Here is a 17479-nt window from a genome sequence, read left to right on the forward strand (position 1 = left end):
ATTCCTGCCACAGGAATCTAATATAGTTATTGATATTTATCCTATCGAATCCCTTTAATCGAGTGGTCCGCAGATAGATATTCACATATAGGTATTTACAGATAATTCGTACCGTAGTTTACGGTTAATTATTTGAGTGTTATGGATAATTCTATTGCAGAATTCAGGCTTTCAGAATCAGTAGAAATAAAATTATTTGTGATAAGAGAGAATTATCAATACAGAAAGCCTAATGAACTATAAAAAGAACAACCAATGTTGAGAACATGAATAAATTAATTATATTACTAATCCTGCTTACAGCTGTGCTTTTTACGGCAGGCTGTACTGAAAACCCGGACAACTCCACAAGTACTCAGGAAATCCAGGAGAAAAGTGTTGTTGTAGAAATAACCGATCTGGAACAGATAAATACATCCATTCAGGAAGGCCCGGTTTTATTGAAAATTGGATCTGAGAGATGCGGACCGTGTCGGCAGATGAAACCCATCCTGAGCGAGCTGGCTGCAGAATACGGAGGAAGAGCCATGGTCATGTCTGCAGATATAGATCAGAGCCCTCACCTAGCAGCATATTTCAGAATAGCTTATATCCCGGATTCCTTTGTAGTCGTAGGCATTGAAAACGGAGAATATGTTTACATGCAGGAAGATGGAAACGTTACCACAGACAGATTCCAGGCAAGAGTTATGGGACTTGGAGAAAAGCAGGTGTACGAAGAGCTCCTTGACAGGGCTATTCTTTACTATGAGAACGTAAATGCAGAATAAAAAGTGACCTGCCCGGAAAAACGGCTTCAAACATCCTGCATCGGCTGAAAATTCAGGCTTTCGACGGAGTTTGGACTGAAAATAGATTTCCGGATAAAAAAGCAGTATTATAAAAAACTAAAGTAAAAAACTAAAATAAAAAACCGAACTGAAAAACAGCGAACCAGACCATGTATTATGAAGCGATTTCCCCTCTAGCTGCATTTGGCGCAGGAGTACTCAGCGTCCTGTCCCCATGCATCCTCCCCCTTCTTCCTGCAGTCCTTGCAAGCTCAACAGGAAAAGGAAAGTTAAGACCCCTTGCTATAGTACTTGGAGTATCGATATCCTTTACCCTCATGGGAGTTGTGACCTCCAGTTTCGGAGCAGCTTTTCAGGCGTACATAGGGCAGCTGAAAATCCTTGCAGAGATTCTTATTATCACAATGGGTCTTGCAATACTCTTTGATATAAGCCTGTTTAACGCCTTTGCAAGATTCCCCCTTCTTGCAGGAATGAAAGACGAAGGACCGATCTCTGGCTTTCTGTTAGGGCTTTCCCTCGGAGTGCTCTGGATCCCCTGTGTGGGACCGATCCTTGCCTCAATCCTGACCATGGTAGCCCTGGAAGGAAACGCTGCTACCGGTGCACTAACCCTTTCCATTTATTCTGCAGGGTTTGCGGTACCCATGCTACTACTCGCATACTCAGCTCACCTCTCCACTTCGAAAATAAAGCTCATATCAAAGTATGACGTAGCCTTCAAAAAGGGAGCCGGAATAGTGCTTATCCTTGTAGGGTTCTCGATGGTCTACCAGAACCACTTAAGGTGGTTACTTTAAGTTTTCGTAAACAGAATGCGTACATTTCAAACACAATTTGAAACACAAATTTGGAAAGGAAACAGTAAATTAGACCTGTTTCTTCTCATGCGATTGCTTCAGTGTCCATGGAAATAGGGACAATTTCACCTGACTCATAGTCCTTACTGTACAATCTTATGTCGACTAAGGAGTGACTATGCGGAATCTCCATTGTAACTGTGTTTGTAATCTGTTTATCCATCGTTACCTTAAATTAATACTCTCTTTATTCCCGGTGAAACTGTAGACTTAAAGGGCGAGATCATGTAAGGCAAGCAGGAACTAAAAAGCCGGCGAGAAAACAAAAAATGAGCTGAGATAAAAGGAAAAAAAGAAAGTAGAAAGTGTTATTCTTCACTTTCCCTTGCGATTGCTACGAGCTCGTTTACGCAGGCAACTGCCATCGGAGTCCCTCCCCTGGTCCCGACACAGCTGATTGAGGGGATGGGGATTTTCAGGTCCCTGACCATTTCCCTGGATTCGGCTGCGTTTACAAAACCAACAGGAAGCCCGATTATAAGAGCAGGCCTCACGCCTTTTTCGATCAGCTTGCAGACCATGATGAGGGCAGAAGGCGCATTTCCGATTGCGATAATGCTTCCGTCCAGCCTGTCTCTGGCAGCAAGGAAACCTGCCGAAGTCCTGGTTATCCCGTACTTATTAGCGATTGCAGCGTCCCGGTCTTCGTCAAGCACGCAGATGATTTCGGATTTGTGCCCGGCTTTTGTGATCCCGGCTTTTACCATATTGATATCCACAAAGATAGGGGCACCTTTTTTAATTGCTTCAACCCCGGCAGGGATGGGGTCATTGTTAAAGCGCATGATGTCTGCAACGGAGAGGTCTCCGGTGGCAATAACGCAGCGCTGACGGAAACGGTCTTCGGGGGTGTTATTCCCGACGATTTCCTGGATCATTGTCCGGCTTTTCATATAGATGGCTTTGGCCTCTTCAGTCCTTGCGCCGGAGTCCCTGCAAATGCCCACAAGTTCGGGGTCTACTTCCACTGTAAGCTCGGTAAACTCTTCGAGGTTTTCGAGAGCCCCTGCTTTCCCTTCACTGCTTTTTTCAGTAGTCATATTTCTTATGATACCCCCTGGGTGTTATGATGAGATCCTTTTTCGGAGACTTCCAGGTCCGGGAATCTCCGTTGCCTACGAGAATGACTGTGCTCATGTCCACCCAGTCCTCAGATGCCATGACTTCCCCGAGGGTTGTCACGATCTGGTCCTCCCCTTCGCCTCTCATGGCATTCTTGACAAGCCCCACAGGCACGGAATCGGCCTTGTACTTGCGGATGATTTCGATTGCCCTTGCAAAGTTGGACTGTCTCTTGCGGCTCTTTGGGTTGTAGAGCCCTATCACGAAATCAGCGTCTGCAGCCATATGAAGCCGCTTTTCGATGACTTCCCAGGGAGTTAAGAGATCGCTTAAACTGATCACCGCAAAGTCCGTCACCACGGGTGCACCGAGAATGCTTGCCCCGGCAAGGATTGCTGTGACCCCGGGCAGGATTTCGATGTCCACGTCAAGGTTCTCGTGTTCAGCGACCTCCATCACGATGCCTGCCATGCCGTAGACGTTGGTGTCGCCCCCGCTGAGCATGACCACGTTTGCGGTTTTTGCAAGTTCCACGGCTTTTCGGGCTCTTTCAACCTCTTTTCCCATAAAACTTCGAATTACCTCCTGAGTACCGAGAAGACTTTCCATCTGGTCCAGGTAGGTACTGTTCCCGAGAATATAATCAGCATTGAGGATTACGTCCCGGGCTTTGAGGGTCAGCTGTTCCACGGAGCCCGGTCCGATCCCTACAACGTAGAGTTTTCCGCCGGATGCCTTATCTTGCGATTGCGATTGTGACTCTGCCATAGACTTTCTTCCTGAAAATCAATTCGTGTTTTTCCGAGAGAGCAAGAGCTGCAGGCTCTGCAACCCCTTTTAACCCAAAGCGCGAAGCCTGGGATGAGGACGGAGGGTTGTAGCTGTTCAGCACTTCGTCCGGCAAAAACTTAACCGGAATACTGAGCAATTCTCCTGCTTCCAGCAGCCCCTGTTCATTTTCTTTAAGTTTCGCAGAGGCAAAGCCCGTGATCTCTTTGAGACTCAGGCTGCACTCATCAAGCGCCTGTTTTACGGCGTCAATGACTTCTTCTTTTGTTATGCCCCTGCGGGTTCCGATTCCGATAATCATCAGTAATCTTTTATCCACTGCTTTTTCATGCAGTTTCGTAATTTAGTCAGCTATTAGCGTAAATTGTTAGCTGTTTCCGGCACTGCCGTCCTTTACTTCAGCAGCTTGTTTATTTCTCACAAGCACGGAAACATCCTCGTCCACAATAACAATCCTGGGCCCCTTAACCTCAAGCACCTCTACCTGCTGGTCAAGGAGTGCACAGTTTACAGCGATTGTGGACTCTTTATTAAAGATCTCGCAGCCAAACCTATCAGCAATTCCCTCAACAGAGGGTTTACCGTGAACCTCAGTAGCTGTGGTGAGCACAGGAACTGCACCCAATTCCGCAATCTTCCGGGAAATCTCGTTTGCCCCGTGATGCCCTCCAAGGAGGGGAATTGCGAAATTCAGGTTTGAGTCCACAACGACCACTGCAGGGTCCGACCACTTATTATCGAGAAGAGGGGCAATATCCCTCACTACAATGCCTGTAGCAAAGACTGCAACGATTGCCCCGTAGTTTTCAAAGGCTTTCCTGAACACGCCTTTTTCATAGAGAAGAAGGTCGGCTTCAAGATGCTCTGCTATCCGTGATGCAATTTCCCTGTTCCTTTCAAAGGTAATTACAACGGTTCCTGGGCCACTCCGTATAGGTAGGACCTCCTGTAGTTTTTAGGGTCAACAACCCCACCGATAATTATCATTGCCGAGCGCTTGATCCCTGCATCTTTAACCTTATCTGCAATATCTTCTACAGTCCCTGTGATGACTTCTTCATCCTCCCAGGATGCATGGAAGACAACTGCAACAGGCGTATCTTTCGGGCAGCGGACTTTTTCCATAATTTCCCTGATCTTCTGGGTACCAAGGAAAATTGCCATGGTGGTATTATAGGCAGAAAGCTCGGGAATAAGGTCTTTTTCCAGGGTTTTTCCCGCAGGGCGGGTGATGATAAGAGTATCGGAAACACCGTTGAGAGTAAGCTGGGTGCCCAGAGCGGCTGCGCTTGCAAAGACAGACGAGACGCCTGCTACCCTTTCGACTCCGATATTGTATTTTCTCAACTCTTCCATCTGCTCTATAACAGACCCGTAAAGAGAGGGGTCTCCGCTGTGAAGGCGTACCACGAACTTTCCTGCATCCACGGCATCGGCAATTAGTTTCGTGGTTTCATCAAGGGTAAGCCCGTAACTATCTACTTTCTCTCCCTTCGTGTAGTTAAGGACTTCGGGGTTTACCAGGGAACCCGCGTATATAACAAGATCCGCTTTTTCAAGCATCTCACGCCCCAATACGGTAATCAGTTTGGGGTTTCCAGGGCCTGCCCCTACAAAATATACTTTTCTTTCCATCTGACCATTCCCTTTGCTTTTCTGTAACTGGTTCAAAGTTATATGCTGAAATTCAAACTCGTATGCCGATACTCAAAGTTGTATAACGATCATTAAAAGTTTCATTTTAGTGGATTCATTTCTTTCCGTAAATGATACTGAAATAGTTCCCTTTTTCCGGGATATCTTCTTTCTTACTGATAATCAGTTCATTATCCGAAAAGAGCCTCTCTGCAAAAATAAACTCTCTGTACCCTTCAGTTTCGAGCTGTTCCATAATCTTTCTAGGCTGTGTGGCTTTAAGGTGGATCTTATACCCGATTTCAGAACCGTCACTTACCTCAAAGGAACTCTCAACTGCTACATTAGTCCTTGCAGCAAAAGACGTGATTGAACTTATTCCCGGCACTGTTGCAGTCTCAACATCCGGGTAGTGCCTGTTCATGACCTTTTTCAGGTGGGTGAAAGTAGAGAAAAAGTTCGGGTCACCTATAAGCCCGAAAGCTACTGTCCCTTTTCTTGACTCTTCTGCTACCCGGTCTGCATTTTCTTTCCAGAGGGCGTTCAGGACTTCGATATCCCTTATCATGGGAAACTCAAGGATTTCGGCATCCGCATAAGGGGCTACAAGGTCTTTTGCCAGGCGTCCTGGAACATATACCTTATCACTGTTTTTCAAAACATCCACTGCTTTCAGGGTCAGAAGCTCAGAGTCTCCGGGACCAAGTCCTACTCCTATTAACATATTATAGCTCCATAGTTTTTTTAATAGGTAAATGTAAAACGTGATTTCATTAAACTGATGGGGATTAAAGGATAATTTTCAGGCTTGCTTTTTTCCGACAACTATGTATACCGGGTTTTCGGGTTTGAACATAGTCTCTCCGGCAATCGGGGCACTTCTCGAGACTGCAACGTGGACTACCTCATCAAAAATCCCCAGTCTCTTCATAGCCTCGATCGTTCTGACAACGGTTTCAATGCGAACTGCGTTTACCACAATGCTGCGGGCTTTTTTTTCAACAAGCTTCTCAAGTACGGTGTCAATGTTTTTAGTTCCACCAACAAAAGCGCAGTCAATTGAATCGATAGACCCCCCAGAGCCAAGGAGATCCGAGGCTTCACCGGCTAAGATCCTGGCATTTTCGATCTTGAAATTCTTAAAGTTCGCTTCCGTAGCAAAGAGAGCTTCTTTACGTGCATCGATTGCATAGATAGTCAGGTTCCGGGTAATCCGGGCTGCTTCAATAGAGACCGAACCCGTACCGCAGCCTACATCTGCAAACCGATCCCCATCCTGCAGTCCGAGTTTGGAAAGGGAAACTGCAATTATTTCCGGTTTAGTCGGACCGCCGCTAACACTTACTATTTCGGACATGTTCTACCTCGGGAAAAGTAAAGCAAATATATTGAATATGAATTAAATATATGGCGATATAATTTGAAAATTATATTAAATCTTGATGTGATAGTTCGAGCCTTCAATATACTATTTTTGTCAGGTGCAAACCATATGCAGATGCATATAGAAAGACTTTCATAAATTAGATGTTTCAGATTTACCCGATTATAAATATAACTTGCTGTAGATATACCTTATTATCGGCAAGAAGGGCAGTAAAGGAAAGTAAACTTTAATGAAGCCCAAAAAGAATCAGAAAAAACATATAGAAAAGTTTGTACTGGTTTTGAGCCGTACCTTAAAAAATGAGTCTTCAAAAACTTAAACAGGAATTCTTCGAAAATGAACTGAGTATTCTTTTTAAGCGGGTATTCTTCAAAGACTGGGTAAAAAGGTTTTGAAAAGAAGTGAGAGAACGAAAATTTCCTGCAATGTAGAGAACGTCCAAAATATTTTTATTGTATAAATTTAAGAATACATGTAGTAATTTTGAAAGAAAGAGATTTTAACTATAACAACACATGATAGTTAAGTTTCCGGTACTCCTGATAAAGTGCCTCTTTGAGGAAAAGTTAAAACGCCCTTTTAAGAAAAAACGATAGGTATTCCCCGAATAAAATGTTTTTTAAACAAGAAGCGGAACGTCTTCGGGTTAATATCTGATTTTTTACTCTGTATACATAACAGCATCTTTTTGACAGGAAAAACCCCCGCAGTGTAAGCCCGCTCTCTCGATGCAGGGCTCTGCCACCTGAAAGAAAGGAGGATAATAGATGAAAATTTACGAATCATATGAAGATCTGCCCAAGCTAAAGCTGCCTTATGGAAACGAGATATTCATAAGTGACAGCACTATTCGCGACGGCTCCCAGATGCCGGGAATAGTCTTGAGCAGAGAACACAAAGTTCAAATCTATGAATACCTGCACGAGATAGGGATTGAGAAACTTGAAGCCTTTGTATTCAATAAAAGAGACAGAGATGCTGTTGAACTTATGTTCGACAGGGGATATGAGTGTCCTGAAATCACAGGATGGGCAAGGGCTTCAAGAGCTGACATTGACAAAATTCTGGAAGTAGATGGACTTGAAGAGACCGGGATTTTGATGTCTGTCTCGGATACGCACATTCATTCAAAGATGAGGCTTTCAGGGAGGGAGGAGGCTGAAGAGAAATATCTGGATGCCCTTCAGTATGCAGTGGACCACGGGCTTCGTACAAGGGCTCATCTGGAAGATATGACGAGAGCTGACAACTACGGTTTTGTTTTCCCTCTGGTAAAAAAGATTATGGAGATCGACCCTAACTGCATAATAAGAGTTTGCGATACCGTTGGATATGGGATGCCGTTCATGAATATTGATGAACCTTACGGAATTCCGAAAATTATCCAGCACCTCAAAAAAGAGATTGGGGTCAAGAATATAGAAACTCATATCCACGATGATTACGGATTCGGGGCAGCAAGTTCAATTACAGGTTTCTGGCATGGGGCCAACTGGACAAGTGTAACCTTCCTGGGCATAGGAGAACGTGCAGGAAACAGCGAGATGGAAAAAATCCTGCTCTTCCTGGCAGACAGAGTTGAAGGTTTTGATAAATATAATCTTGAACCTATTACCCGTTTTGCAGAGTTTATGGAAAAAGAACTCGGGCTCAGAGTCCCCAGAAACAAAGCTGTTGTCGGGAAAAATATCTTTGCCCACGAATCAGGAATTCATGCCGCAGGGGTCCTGAAGAATCCCTTCAACTATGAACCCTACCCCCCTGAACTGGTAGGAGGCACCAGGCTTCTCCTCATAGGTGACTCTTCGGGCCTTGAGGTAATACGCCACAAGATCCAGGAAACTTTAAACAACCTCCTTGATGTCGAAACCATAGTCGAAAAAAATGACAGGAGACTGCTTAAGATCCAGACCGAAATCCAGAAACTCTACGATAAAGAAGAAAGAGTCTCCTGTATCTCAGATGAAGAGCTCCTTGCTTACGTTGAGAAATACTTCCTCTACCAGCCAATCTGTGACCCTGCACATATGGGCGGAGGAAAATTAAAAAGCAAAGGAAAAATCCAGGAACCGGAAGAAGAAAAGGATTAAAGTCGCGAAAGAGAGCAGAAGATACGGGATAACAGAAAAAAATCAGAAACCGAAGGACAAAGAGTCAATAAAAGACAAAAAGAAAGCAAACGAAAAAGAATTAGATAAAGTGGTATAAGGTTCTTCAGATCTTAGATCAGTTTTATTAAACCTTATATCAGCCTTCATCATTTATTTTGCTTCGGTTGCATTCAGAGTCTCATTTTTCAGATGCTCAAGATCCTTATTTCAGGATTTCTGCTGTGTATTTTGCAATCTCATCTGTCATCTGACTGAGTTTTGCACTGCCTCCAAGGTCATAGGTCACATACTTGCCTTCGGAGATTACGCGCTCAGTGGCTTTGAAGATGGCTTCTGACTTCTCCTTTTCACCAAGGTAGTCCAGCATCCAGGCTCCTGCAAGCACCGTTGCAACAGGGTTTACTTTATCCTGACCTGCATACTTAGGGGCTGAGCCGTGAGCCGGTTCAAACATTGCAAAATTGTCCCCAATATTTGCAGAATAAATGAGCCCGATACTGCCAACAAGGGCTGAACATTCTTCACTGATAACGTCCATGAAGAGGTTGGTGGAAAGGAGGACCTTTTTGTTGAAGATCTGGGGATTCTTGATAAGCTGCTGGGCAATGTTATCAATATGATAGGGCCAGACCTCAATGTTCGGGTAGTCCTTTGAAACCTTTTCGACTTCTTCTAAGAAAGAGCCGCAGGTTAATTTCAGGATATTGCTTTTATGGATAGGCACAACAGTGTCGTAACCTCTCCTTTTAGCGTCCTCAAAGGCATAGCGGGCAATCTTGCTGGATGCCGTGCGGGTAATTTTCCTGATTGCAATGGAAACATCGTCTGTGAGCTGGATTTCCTCTCCGATGTAAAGCCCTTCCGTTCCTTCACGCACACAGACCATCTCGACATCCCCGAGAGGTGCACTTGAGTTCGGGAAGGTCTTTATTGGCCTGACATTTGCATAGAGGTCGTACTTTCTCCTGATGGATACAGCCACACTTCTCGGAGAACCGATTCCTCCGGGAGTTGTGGTAGGGCCCTTGAAACAGGCATCAGAGCTGTCAAGGGTCTGCCAGGTCTCATCAGGGATAAGGGAATTGCCGCCATGCTGCTCCCACCAGCCTGCTCCTGCCTCACACATCACGAATTCGATATCAGTACCAGCGGATTCTGCAACTTTAAGCATTGCGTCCACAAGTTCGGGGCCTACCCCGTCACCTTTGATTACTGCTGCGGTTTTAGTCATGTTATCACCAGATCTATAAGGTTCGTGTTAAAAGAACCGTAGCGATTGAAAAGTTAAAAAGGGGAAACTTTTGAAGAATTTGGGAAGAATAATTGAGTCTCGCCGCGTACTCAACGTAAGGCTCATATTTCAACTTTTGGGTAATAATATAATAGTACTATAGAATAATGCATCCAGAAAATAGATACGGGTCCACAGAATATAATCCTGTCCTCGTGCCCTACAAAGATAGGTACAGTGTTCAAATTAAACCGTTGCCTGCACATATTAGTGGCTCTTCGTCATTCTCTATGGATGGGATGATTCTCAATTCACGGCCTCATTGGTTTTTATGATGAGACCCGCACAAAACAACAAAGAGCTCAATTAGTATTCAGATTATAGTATTACAATCCAGAAAGCCCTTCATAAAAATTCCAGAGATTTAGAATTCAGGCTACTGAATAGAGAGTTTGAAGAGAGTTTGAAGAGAGTTTGAAGAGAGTTTTGAAGAGAGTTTTCAGGACATTTTCGAGGAATAAACATGCCTGCAAAAATTCCGATTACCGACAACCATATGCATATAGACCCAAGAGCCAGAGGGCTTGAAGCCGTAAAAGAGTTTCAGAGATCAGGCGGGACGCATATAATCCTGGTCGCCAAACCCAGCTGGTCCCTTGGAATTGCGGTCAGGAAACCTGAGGATTATCTTGCGGTCTTTGACGAAACCGTGGAAATCGCATCAAAAATCCGCGAGATTGGAGTTGGTGCTTTTCCGGTTCTAGGGGTCCACCCTGCTGAGATCTCAAAGCTTACGGAATACATGGAACTATCAGAAGCTACGGAAACCATGAAAAAAGGCCTTGAGATTGCTGCCGGATATGTGGAAAGAGGTCTTGCGGTTGGAATAAAATCAGGACGCCCACACTATCCCGTACCCCCAGAGATATGGGCAGCCTCGAATGAGATAATGGAACACGCATTTTCTCTAGGAAAAGAACAGGACTGCGCAGTCCAGCTCCATACGGAAAGCGTGGGAAAGCCCGAACTTGAGGATATAGCAGAGAGGGCAAAAAAAACCGGAATAAAAATGTACAGGGTAGTCAAACATTACTCTCCTCCCCTTGTAAATACGTGTGAAGAACTTGGGATTTTTCCAGGGGTCATATCGGTTAAAGGAGCAATCGAGCAGGCGCTTGAAGAAGGGACTCGCTTTATGATGGAGACTGATTATATTGATGACCCTGACAGGCCGGGTGCGGTACTTGGCCCGAAGACGATCCCGAAAAGGACCATGAAACTAATTGAAACGCATGGGGAAGAACCTTTCTGGACCATTCATAAGGAAAATCCTGAAAAGGTTTATGATATAGAGATCGAGCTTTAACACGACTCCGAAGATTAAGACGGGTAAAAAAGCAGAGGACAAAACAATTACAAGAAGCTTAAAGGAAAACCTATTAGAATGAAAAATCTCTCCATTAGAATTGTTTCCGGAAGGAAAAACCTGCCGGAAACGATTGTTACTGCTGGAAAAAAAACCTCAATTAAAACCTTTACAGTTAAAACCCACACTTATTTGCGCTTAATTTTTACTATGTCGCCAAGAGTAGTATCTTTCCTCATGTGAGAGACTTCCTGCCCTGCGGCATCCGTGCGTTCGGTGAGTTTGATATTAAGGGCATGTTCCAGTTTCTTTCTAACAGATTCTTCGGGTACTATTTCGCTTCGCTCTATCTTTCTGATCAGGGATGCTTTTTCCTTGATGTTTTCAGCCAGATCTTCAAGAGACCAGCCTTTGGCGTCTCTGGCGTCTCGGATAATCTGATCGTAGTTGTCCAGAAGTTCATCTTTTAAAATATCGAAGAAATCCTTCTTTGGCCTCTTTTCAGTTCGTGATACCGTACGAACTACCGGAGAGACTTTCCTTGATACGGGCGTCCGTTTATCAACGGGTTTACCGTACGGTGCACATTTCGGGCAGACCTGGAGTTCGCTGTTATCAATTGTAACGGATATAGGCTTTTCACGGATCTCTGCACCACATATTTCGCACTGCATATTGATCACTTCGAAAACGCTATATACGGTATGAACTTAAATAATATTCGGAGCTCCATGACGGAAAGTACCAAAAGTAAGGATGAAAGCATGCGCAGTCACCTTGTGAAGTCCGGATCTGTGTATGACGGAATCGAGCCTGGAGAGCTGGGGGAGTCAACTGAAAGCGTCCAGGACCGAGTGAGGCAACTTGAAAGCCGCAACAGTTTTCTGGAAGAGCAGTGTAGCCAGATAGAGTCCGAAAAACGCTATTTAGAGAACCAGAAGATCAAGTATGAGAGAGAAATACGAAAGCTTCAGTCAGAGCTTGATCGCATGAAGACCTCTCCGTTGATCATTGGTACGGTTATTGATGTGATCAAGAATGACCGTATAATTGTCCGCAGCAGTAACGGGCCTCAGTTTCTGGTTAACGTCTCACAATATATTGACGAGAAAAAACTGCTGCCAGGGGCAAAGGTTGCCTTGAACCAGCATACACTTGCCATTGCAGAGGTTATCCCTTCCACAGAAGAACCTTTTGTTGCCGCAATGGAGGTTATCGAAAGTGTTGAAGTGGATTATGATCAGATAGGCGGTCTCGAGGAGCAGATTCAGGAACTTCAGGAAGCAGTAGAACTTCCGCTAATTGAGCCTGAACGCTTTGACCGGATAGGGATTGAGCCCCCGAAAGGAGTACTACTCTACGGGCTTCCGGGCACGGGAAAAACCCTGCTTGCAAAAGCCGTAGCCCATAGAACCAATGCGACATTTATCAGAGTTGTGGGTTCTGAACTTGTACAGAAATACATTGGGGACGGCTCCAAACTGGTAAGGGAAATCTTCGAGATGGCACGGAAAAAAGCTCCCAGTATCATCTTTATCGATGAATTGGATTCGATAGCTGCAAGGCGTTTAAACGAGACGACTGGCGCAGACAGAGAAGTTCAGAGAACTTTGATGCAGCTTCTTGCAGAAATGGATGGCTTTGACAAGAGAAAGAACATTCGGATCATTGCAGCAACAAACCGACCGGATGTCCTTGACCCTGCAATTCTCAGGCCAGGCCGTTTTGATAGGCTTGTCCATGTTCCGATGCCCGGAGTAGAAGCCAGAGGAAAAATCCTCGAAATCCATTGTGAAAGGATGACTCTTGCGGGAGAAATCGACTTTAAAAAGCTCGCAAAAGCTACCGAAGGGATGAGCGGAGCAGATCTGAAGGCAATTGCCACTGAAGCAGGCATGTTCGCGGTCAGAAAAGATAAGGAACTCGTTGAAATGGAAGATTTCCTCGAAGCAGTGGGTAAGGTATCTGTGGCTGCGGATACGCAAAAAATGATGCCTAGCAGCCCTCCTGAGACGACAATGTTCGTGTAAAAAAACAGGGAGTCACAAAAGACCTTTTAAGGGTGTCCCATTTTTACCGGAAAATTCCTGTTTCCCGTTGATTTCTGCTGGGAGTGGCGTCATGGGGAACCGGCAAACTATTTTTGTAATTCAGACATAAAGATACCTGTGAGTTCAGATTTTCACATCAAACCCGAAATCAGAATTCTGGGCATAGACGACTCTGCGCTTCTTAATGAAAGGGTAATGATAGTAGGAACTGTTTTTAGAGGAGGAGACTGGATAGACGGAGTCCTGCGCTCGGAGATCACCAGAGACGGACTTGATGCTACCGAGGTGATAAGCACGATGATAAAGAATAGCAGGCATTACGGCCAGCTCAGAATTATCATGCTTGATGGAATCACTTACGGAGGCTTTAATGTTGTTGATATAGAGGAACTTTACAGAGAGACAGGACTTCCTGTTATTGTAATCATGCGTTCCTACCCGGATTTTGAAAAGATCCGATCTGCCCTCAGGCATTTTTCCGATGGAGATGTGCGCTGGGACATAATAAAAAAAGCCGGCAAAATAGAAAAGCTGATAACGAAAAAAAACGGAACTCCAACTTATATCCAGAAAGCCGGAATAGGGATAAAAAGCGCAGAAAAGATAGTCCGCCTCACTTCAATAAGAAGTAATATTCCGGAGCCTCTCAGAGTTGCCCATCTAATTGCAACAGGTATCATCTTTGGGGAATCAAGAGGAAAAGCATAATTGAAAACATAAACGTTTTTGTCGGACTCCAGGAGAAGATCCGGGCAGAGAACCACCAGAATCTTGAGCAGAGCCCTGAGCAGAAGATTTAGCAGAAATAAGCTCCGGGCGGGATATGAGATTAAGGGGAAACAGGGAAAAAAATCAGGAAAAAAGGGAAAGATAAAAATAGAGGAACCAGCCTCAAAAATTATACAAAATAAAAAAATATACATTTGAGACAAATAAATTAAAGAAGTGCGGGCAGAAAAGAGAAACAGACCAGATAATCCCGAAGAGCAAGGAATATAAAATCAAACAGGAAAATAGAGTAACATTAATAAAATTATTAAGCATATACAGTGTAAATTCAAAAACTGGAAAAGGAAAACTATTAAATTGGAAACTGTATATGTGATGGTTAAAATAATTTGTTCCTTGTTGTAGTATACTTGTTTCTAATACAATCCGTTAAATGATCATCCCAGCAGAATGGAGGAAAACAGTAGTATGAGGTCCATTGTGGAAGAAGCCCTTGCTCGATCTGCCCTGGAAGGACGCGCCGGGCAGGGAGAGTACTCAAATCCAGATTACTCTAATGAAAATTTAGAAGTGGATGCTGAACTTGAAGAAATACTGAGAAGCCTTAAAACAACTATCAAAGTAGTAGGTTGCGGAGGCGGCGGTTCAAACAGCATCCAGCGCATGATGGGCGAAGGCATCCAGGGAGCAGACCTTGTTTCTCTGAACACTGACGCTCAGCACCTTCTTCATATACGCTCCGGCAAAAAAATTCTCATAGGGAGAAAGAAAACTAGAGGACTTGGAGCCGGCAGTCTCCCCCAGATAGGAGAAGATGCTGCAATCGAGAGTATTGATGAGATTAACAAGATCGTCCAGGGCTCAGATATGGTTTTTATTACCGCAGGCCTTGGAGGAGGAACCGGAACCGGATCCGCGCCTGTAGTGGCTGAGGCAGCCAGGGATGCAGGAGCCCTTACGATTGCAGTCGTAACCCTCCCGTTCAGCGTGGAAGGGCATGTAAGGAGGACAAACGCTGAAGCCGGCCTCGAGCGTCTGAGAGATGTTGCCGACACAGTTATCGTTGTCCCCAACGACAAGCTGATTGAAGTGGTCCCAAGACTTCCGCTTCAGGCTGCCTTTAAAGTCTCGGATGAAGTCCTTATGAGAGCAGTAAAGGGCATAACCGAACTGATTACAAAGCCCGGACTTGTCAACCTTGACTTTGCAGATATCAGAACTGTGATGCAAAACGGAGGCGTTGCTATGATAGGGCTTGGAGAGGCAGACGGCGAGAACAAAGCTGTCGAGTCTGTCCAGAAAGCTCTGCGCAGCCCGCTCCTTGACGTGGACATATCAGGTGCGACCTCTGCTCTTGTTAACGTGGTTGGAGGCCCTGACATGACCATTTCGGAAGCTGAGAGTGTGGTTCAGGAAGTCTACAGCCGCATAGACAGCAATGCCCGCCTGATCTGGGGTGCGCAGATCGATCCTGACCTCGAACAGACAGTACGTACCATGATCGTGGTCACAGGAGTTACCTCCGCCCAGATTTACGGCCACGGGAACGATAAGAACATTACATATAAGTACGGAATTGACTTCGTAGAGTGATCAGATCAGGAATGAAACAGTAAAATGGGTTAAAACGCTCGGTTGGAAAAAACACTGTTTTCCTCCTCTTAAAGGAAAAAGAAGGAACGTAGGAATATAAATCCAATCGAAAACTATTTTTATGGTAAATGCAGTATGATGCCGATACAATTCGGCATCAAAAATGAATAAATATTTACTGACACGATAAGGGGTTTACGTGAGTAATAATCCTGCGTCTAAATTTTTGGATGTTACAAAGACCGTGCCAGTGATATCTTCATATAATAGGAATTAATAATATAATCCGCCCGTCCTTCCTGAAAGATAAAATCCGATATTCTGTGATATAAAAGCAAATTTCGGAGATGCAGCATACAAGGGAAGAGCCGCGCGTAAAACTCCAGATAAAAATAAAGATGTATATAAAAACCTGGATGTGAATTAATTGGCAGAATCCACATTTGAACCGAAAATAACCACAAAAAGCGTTGGTCAGGCAATCCGGGCACACCTGAGGGTCCTGAAACTTACGAAAAAACCGTCCAGGGAAGAGTTCTTGACCATTGCCAAAGTTGCAGGTGCCGGCATACTGGCTGTGGGCGCAATTGGATTTATTATCTATGTACTGCTGACAATGTTGCCCCAGTGGGTGGCCCAATGAGTGAGGATTCCCAGATATTCGTAATCAAAACCACGGCAAACCAGGAAAGGTCAGTTGCAACAGCCCTTGCAAGGATTTCGAAGAAAGAGAGACTGGACATAAGAGCAATCCTGGCTCCTGATGAGCTCAAAGGATATGTCCTTGTCGAGTCCCCCACATCCGGAATCGTGGAACTGGCAATCCAGACAATTCCACATGCAAGAGCCATTGTTAAAGGGAGTTCTTCAATCGCTGAAATCGAGCATTTCCTTAAGCCCAAGCCAATAGTGACCGGAATCAAGGAAGGGGCTATAATTGAGGTCACCTCTGGACCCTTCAAGGGAGAGAAAGCCCGGGTTAAAAGGGTTGACGAAGGGCATGAGGAAATTACTGTGGAACTCTTCGATGCTGTGGTTCCGATCCCCATCACGATTCGCGGCGACACCGTCAGAATACTCAAAAAAGAGAAAGACTAAGCCAGAAATCGGATGGAAACGCCTGAAACATTCCAGCTTATTAATAAACAAAAATCACCAGTACTCAGAGTGGATTGAAACAAATCTACAAAATTGATACTATAAAAACCGGTGAGACTCAGATGACAAGTATTGTTGAAGCACTTGTCCCCGGAGGAAAAGCGAATCCCGGACCACCATTAGGTCCGGCACTTGGTCCGCTCGGGGTCAATATAAAAGACGTGGTCGAAAAGATCAATGCAAAAACAAGGGACTACAATGGAATGCAGGTCCCTGTGAAGATAATTGTTGACGACAAGAAAAACGTCGAGATCGAGGTAGGCACTCCCCCGACCGCATCCCTGGTCATGAAAGAACTGGGGATCCAGAAAGGGTCAGGAAATGCAGGAAGCGAGGTTGTTGGAAACCTAACCATCCCGCAGGTTGCAAAGATCGCCCGTATGAAAAAGGAAGACGTGCTTGCTTATGACCTCAAAGCCACAATGAAAGAGGTAATGGGCACCTGTGTCCCTATGGGCGTGAACGTAGAAGGCATGAAGGCTAAGGACTGCCAGAAAGCACTCGATGAAGGCAAATTTGACGATTTGCTTGCAAGCGAGGAATGGTAAACCTTCTTCTCCCTTTACCTTTTAATCCGTGGTCTGCTACACACCAATAGTTTTAAATTGGATACCACTAATAGCACAAGAGCCTTGAACAGTGTTCTACTGGAATAGCTTAGAGAAAGTTATTGGTGGCTTACTGTTAAGAGTAACAGACCCGGATGGGAGCCCCTA

The 17479-nt window shown here is 44.8% G+C and carries 21 protein-coding genes; 11 read left to right on the forward strand and 10 right to left on the reverse strand.

The window, feature by feature from the left end; all coding sequences use genetic code 11:
- Positions 1–266: 266 nt before the first annotated feature.
- Positions 267–770, forward strand: a complete 504-nt coding sequence (locus EO93_RS01455; protein ID WP_048160787.1) for a co-chaperone YbbN — start codon at positions 267–269, stop codon at positions 768–770.
- A 170-nt stretch (positions 771–940) separates the two neighbouring features.
- Complete coding sequence (locus EO93_RS01460) at positions 941–1591, forward strand: cytochrome c biogenesis CcdA family protein (RefSeq protein ID WP_048160789.1); 651 nt, start codon at positions 941–943, stop codon at positions 1589–1591.
- A gap of 85 nt (positions 1592–1676) precedes the next feature.
- Here EO93_RS01460 and EO93_RS17150 read toward each other — a convergent pair whose 3' ends face one another.
- From EO93_RS17150 to cbiT, 8 genes are all read right to left on the reverse strand, one after another.
- A complete protein-coding gene (locus tag EO93_RS17150; protein WP_200898068.1) occupies positions 1677–1814 on the reverse strand; it encodes a hypothetical protein in 138 nt (45 codons plus the stop codon).
- Positions 1815–1959: 145 nt separating this feature from the next.
- A complete protein-coding gene (locus tag EO93_RS01465; protein ID WP_048160791.1) occupies positions 1960–2691 on the reverse strand; it encodes a precorrin-8X methylmutase in 732 nt (243 codons plus the stop codon).
- Positions 2681–3481 (reverse strand): precorrin-3B C(17)-methyltransferase, encoded by an 801-nt coding sequence (gene cobJ, locus EO93_RS01470; RefSeq protein ID WP_048160793.1) that lies wholly within the window; start codon positions 3479–3481, stop codon positions 2681–2683. Before cobJ ends, EO93_RS01465 begins: the two co-directional genes overlap by 11 nt.
- Positions 3450–3803, reverse strand: a complete 354-nt coding sequence (locus EO93_RS01475; protein ID WP_048131530.1) for a cobalamin biosynthesis protein — start codon at positions 3801–3803, stop codon at positions 3450–3452. Before EO93_RS01475 ends, cobJ begins: the two co-directional genes overlap by 32 nt.
- Positions 3804–3869: 66 nt before the next feature.
- On the reverse strand, positions 3870–4328 hold the full coding sequence (locus EO93_RS01480) for a cobalamin biosynthesis protein CbiG (protein WP_235282814.1): 459 nt from the start codon (positions 4326–4328) through the stop codon (positions 3870–3872).
- Positions 4329–4408: 80 nt separating this feature from the next.
- Complete coding sequence (locus EO93_RS01485; protein WP_048131532.1) at positions 4409–5137, reverse strand: cobalt-precorrin-4/precorrin-4 C(11)-methyltransferase; 729 nt, start codon at positions 5135–5137, stop codon at positions 4409–4411.
- Positions 5138–5252: 115 nt separating this feature from the next.
- Positions 5253–5861, reverse strand: a complete 609-nt coding sequence (locus tag EO93_RS01490) for a cobalt-factor II C(20)-methyltransferase (RefSeq protein ID WP_048131533.1) — start codon at positions 5859–5861, stop codon at positions 5253–5255.
- Between the two features lie 78 nt (positions 5862–5939).
- On the reverse strand, positions 5940–6494 hold the full coding sequence (gene cbiT / locus EO93_RS01495) for a precorrin-6Y C5,15-methyltransferase (decarboxylating) subunit CbiT (RefSeq protein WP_048131534.1): 555 nt from the start codon (positions 6492–6494) through the stop codon (positions 5940–5942).
- Between the two features lie 797 nt (positions 6495–7291).
- Here cbiT and EO93_RS01500 point away from each other — a divergent pair.
- The gene (locus EO93_RS01500; RefSeq protein WP_048160795.1) at positions 7292–8614 is read left to right on the forward strand and encodes an isopropylmalate synthase; all 1323 of its coding nucleotides are present in this window, start codon (positions 7292–7294) and stop codon (positions 8612–8614) included.
- A gap of 223 nt (positions 8615–8837) precedes the next feature.
- Here EO93_RS01500 and EO93_RS01505 read toward each other — a convergent pair whose 3' ends face one another.
- On the reverse strand, positions 8838–9866 hold the full coding sequence (locus EO93_RS01505) for an isocitrate/isopropylmalate dehydrogenase family protein (protein ID WP_048160797.1): 1029 nt from the start codon (positions 9864–9866) through the stop codon (positions 8838–8840).
- Positions 9867–10389: 523 nt separating this feature from the next.
- On the opposite strand from EO93_RS01505, the gene EO93_RS01510 reads away from it, so the two are divergent.
- On the forward strand, positions 10390–11232 hold the full coding sequence (locus tag EO93_RS01510; protein WP_048131537.1) for a TatD family hydrolase: 843 nt from the start codon (positions 10390–10392) through the stop codon (positions 11230–11232).
- Positions 11233–11420: 188 nt separating this feature from the next.
- Here EO93_RS01510 and EO93_RS01515 read toward each other — a convergent pair whose 3' ends face one another.
- The gene (locus EO93_RS01515; RefSeq protein ID WP_048160799.1) at positions 11421–11906 is read right to left on the reverse strand and encodes a multiprotein bridging factor aMBF1; all 486 of its coding nucleotides are present in this window, start codon (positions 11904–11906) and stop codon (positions 11421–11423) included.
- A 30-nt stretch (positions 11907–11936) separates the two neighbouring features.
- Here EO93_RS01515 and EO93_RS01520 point away from each other — a divergent pair, with 30 nt between their 5' ends.
- The 7 genes from EO93_RS01520 (at position 11937) to EO93_RS01545 (ending at position 17311) form a co-directional block, all read left to right on the forward strand.
- Positions 11937–13262, forward strand: a complete 1326-nt coding sequence (locus tag EO93_RS01520) for a proteasome-activating nucleotidase (RefSeq protein WP_394297231.1) — start codon at positions 11937–11939, stop codon at positions 13260–13262.
- Between the two features lie 138 nt (positions 13263–13400).
- Positions 13401–13991 carry a DUF99 family protein gene (locus EO93_RS01525; protein WP_048131540.1) on the forward strand — a complete coding sequence of 197 codons (591 nt, stop codon included), beginning with the start codon at positions 13401–13403 and terminating at the stop codon, positions 13989–13991.
- 63 nt (positions 13992–14054) lie between these two features.
- Positions 14055–14210 (forward strand): hypothetical protein, encoded by a 156-nt coding sequence (locus EO93_RS17155; RefSeq protein ID WP_156161199.1) that lies wholly within the window; start codon positions 14055–14057, stop codon positions 14208–14210.
- Between the two features lie 270 nt (positions 14211–14480).
- On the forward strand, positions 14481–15605 hold the full coding sequence (gene ftsZ, locus EO93_RS01530; RefSeq protein WP_048131542.1) for a cell division protein FtsZ: 1125 nt from the start codon (positions 14481–14483) through the stop codon (positions 15603–15605).
- 427 nt (positions 15606–16032) lie between these two features.
- Positions 16033–16248 (forward strand): protein translocase SEC61 complex subunit gamma, encoded by a 216-nt coding sequence (locus EO93_RS01535; protein WP_048131547.1) that lies wholly within the window; start codon positions 16033–16035, stop codon positions 16246–16248.
- Complete coding sequence (locus EO93_RS01540) at positions 16245–16703, forward strand: transcription elongation factor Spt5 (RefSeq protein WP_048131548.1); 459 nt, start codon at positions 16245–16247, stop codon at positions 16701–16703. The genes EO93_RS01535 and EO93_RS01540 overlap by 4 nt, the downstream gene beginning before the upstream one ends.
- A gap of 122 nt (positions 16704–16825) precedes the next feature.
- On the forward strand, positions 16826–17311 hold the full coding sequence (locus tag EO93_RS01545; protein ID WP_048131549.1) for a 50S ribosomal protein L11: 486 nt from the start codon (positions 16826–16828) through the stop codon (positions 17309–17311).
- Positions 17312–17479: the final 168 nt, after the last annotated feature.

The sequence above is a fragment of the Methanosarcina sp. 1.H.A.2.2 genome, from assembly GCF_000979975.1.
Classification (GTDB): Archaea; Halobacteriota; Methanosarcinia; order Methanosarcinales; family Methanosarcinaceae; genus Methanosarcina.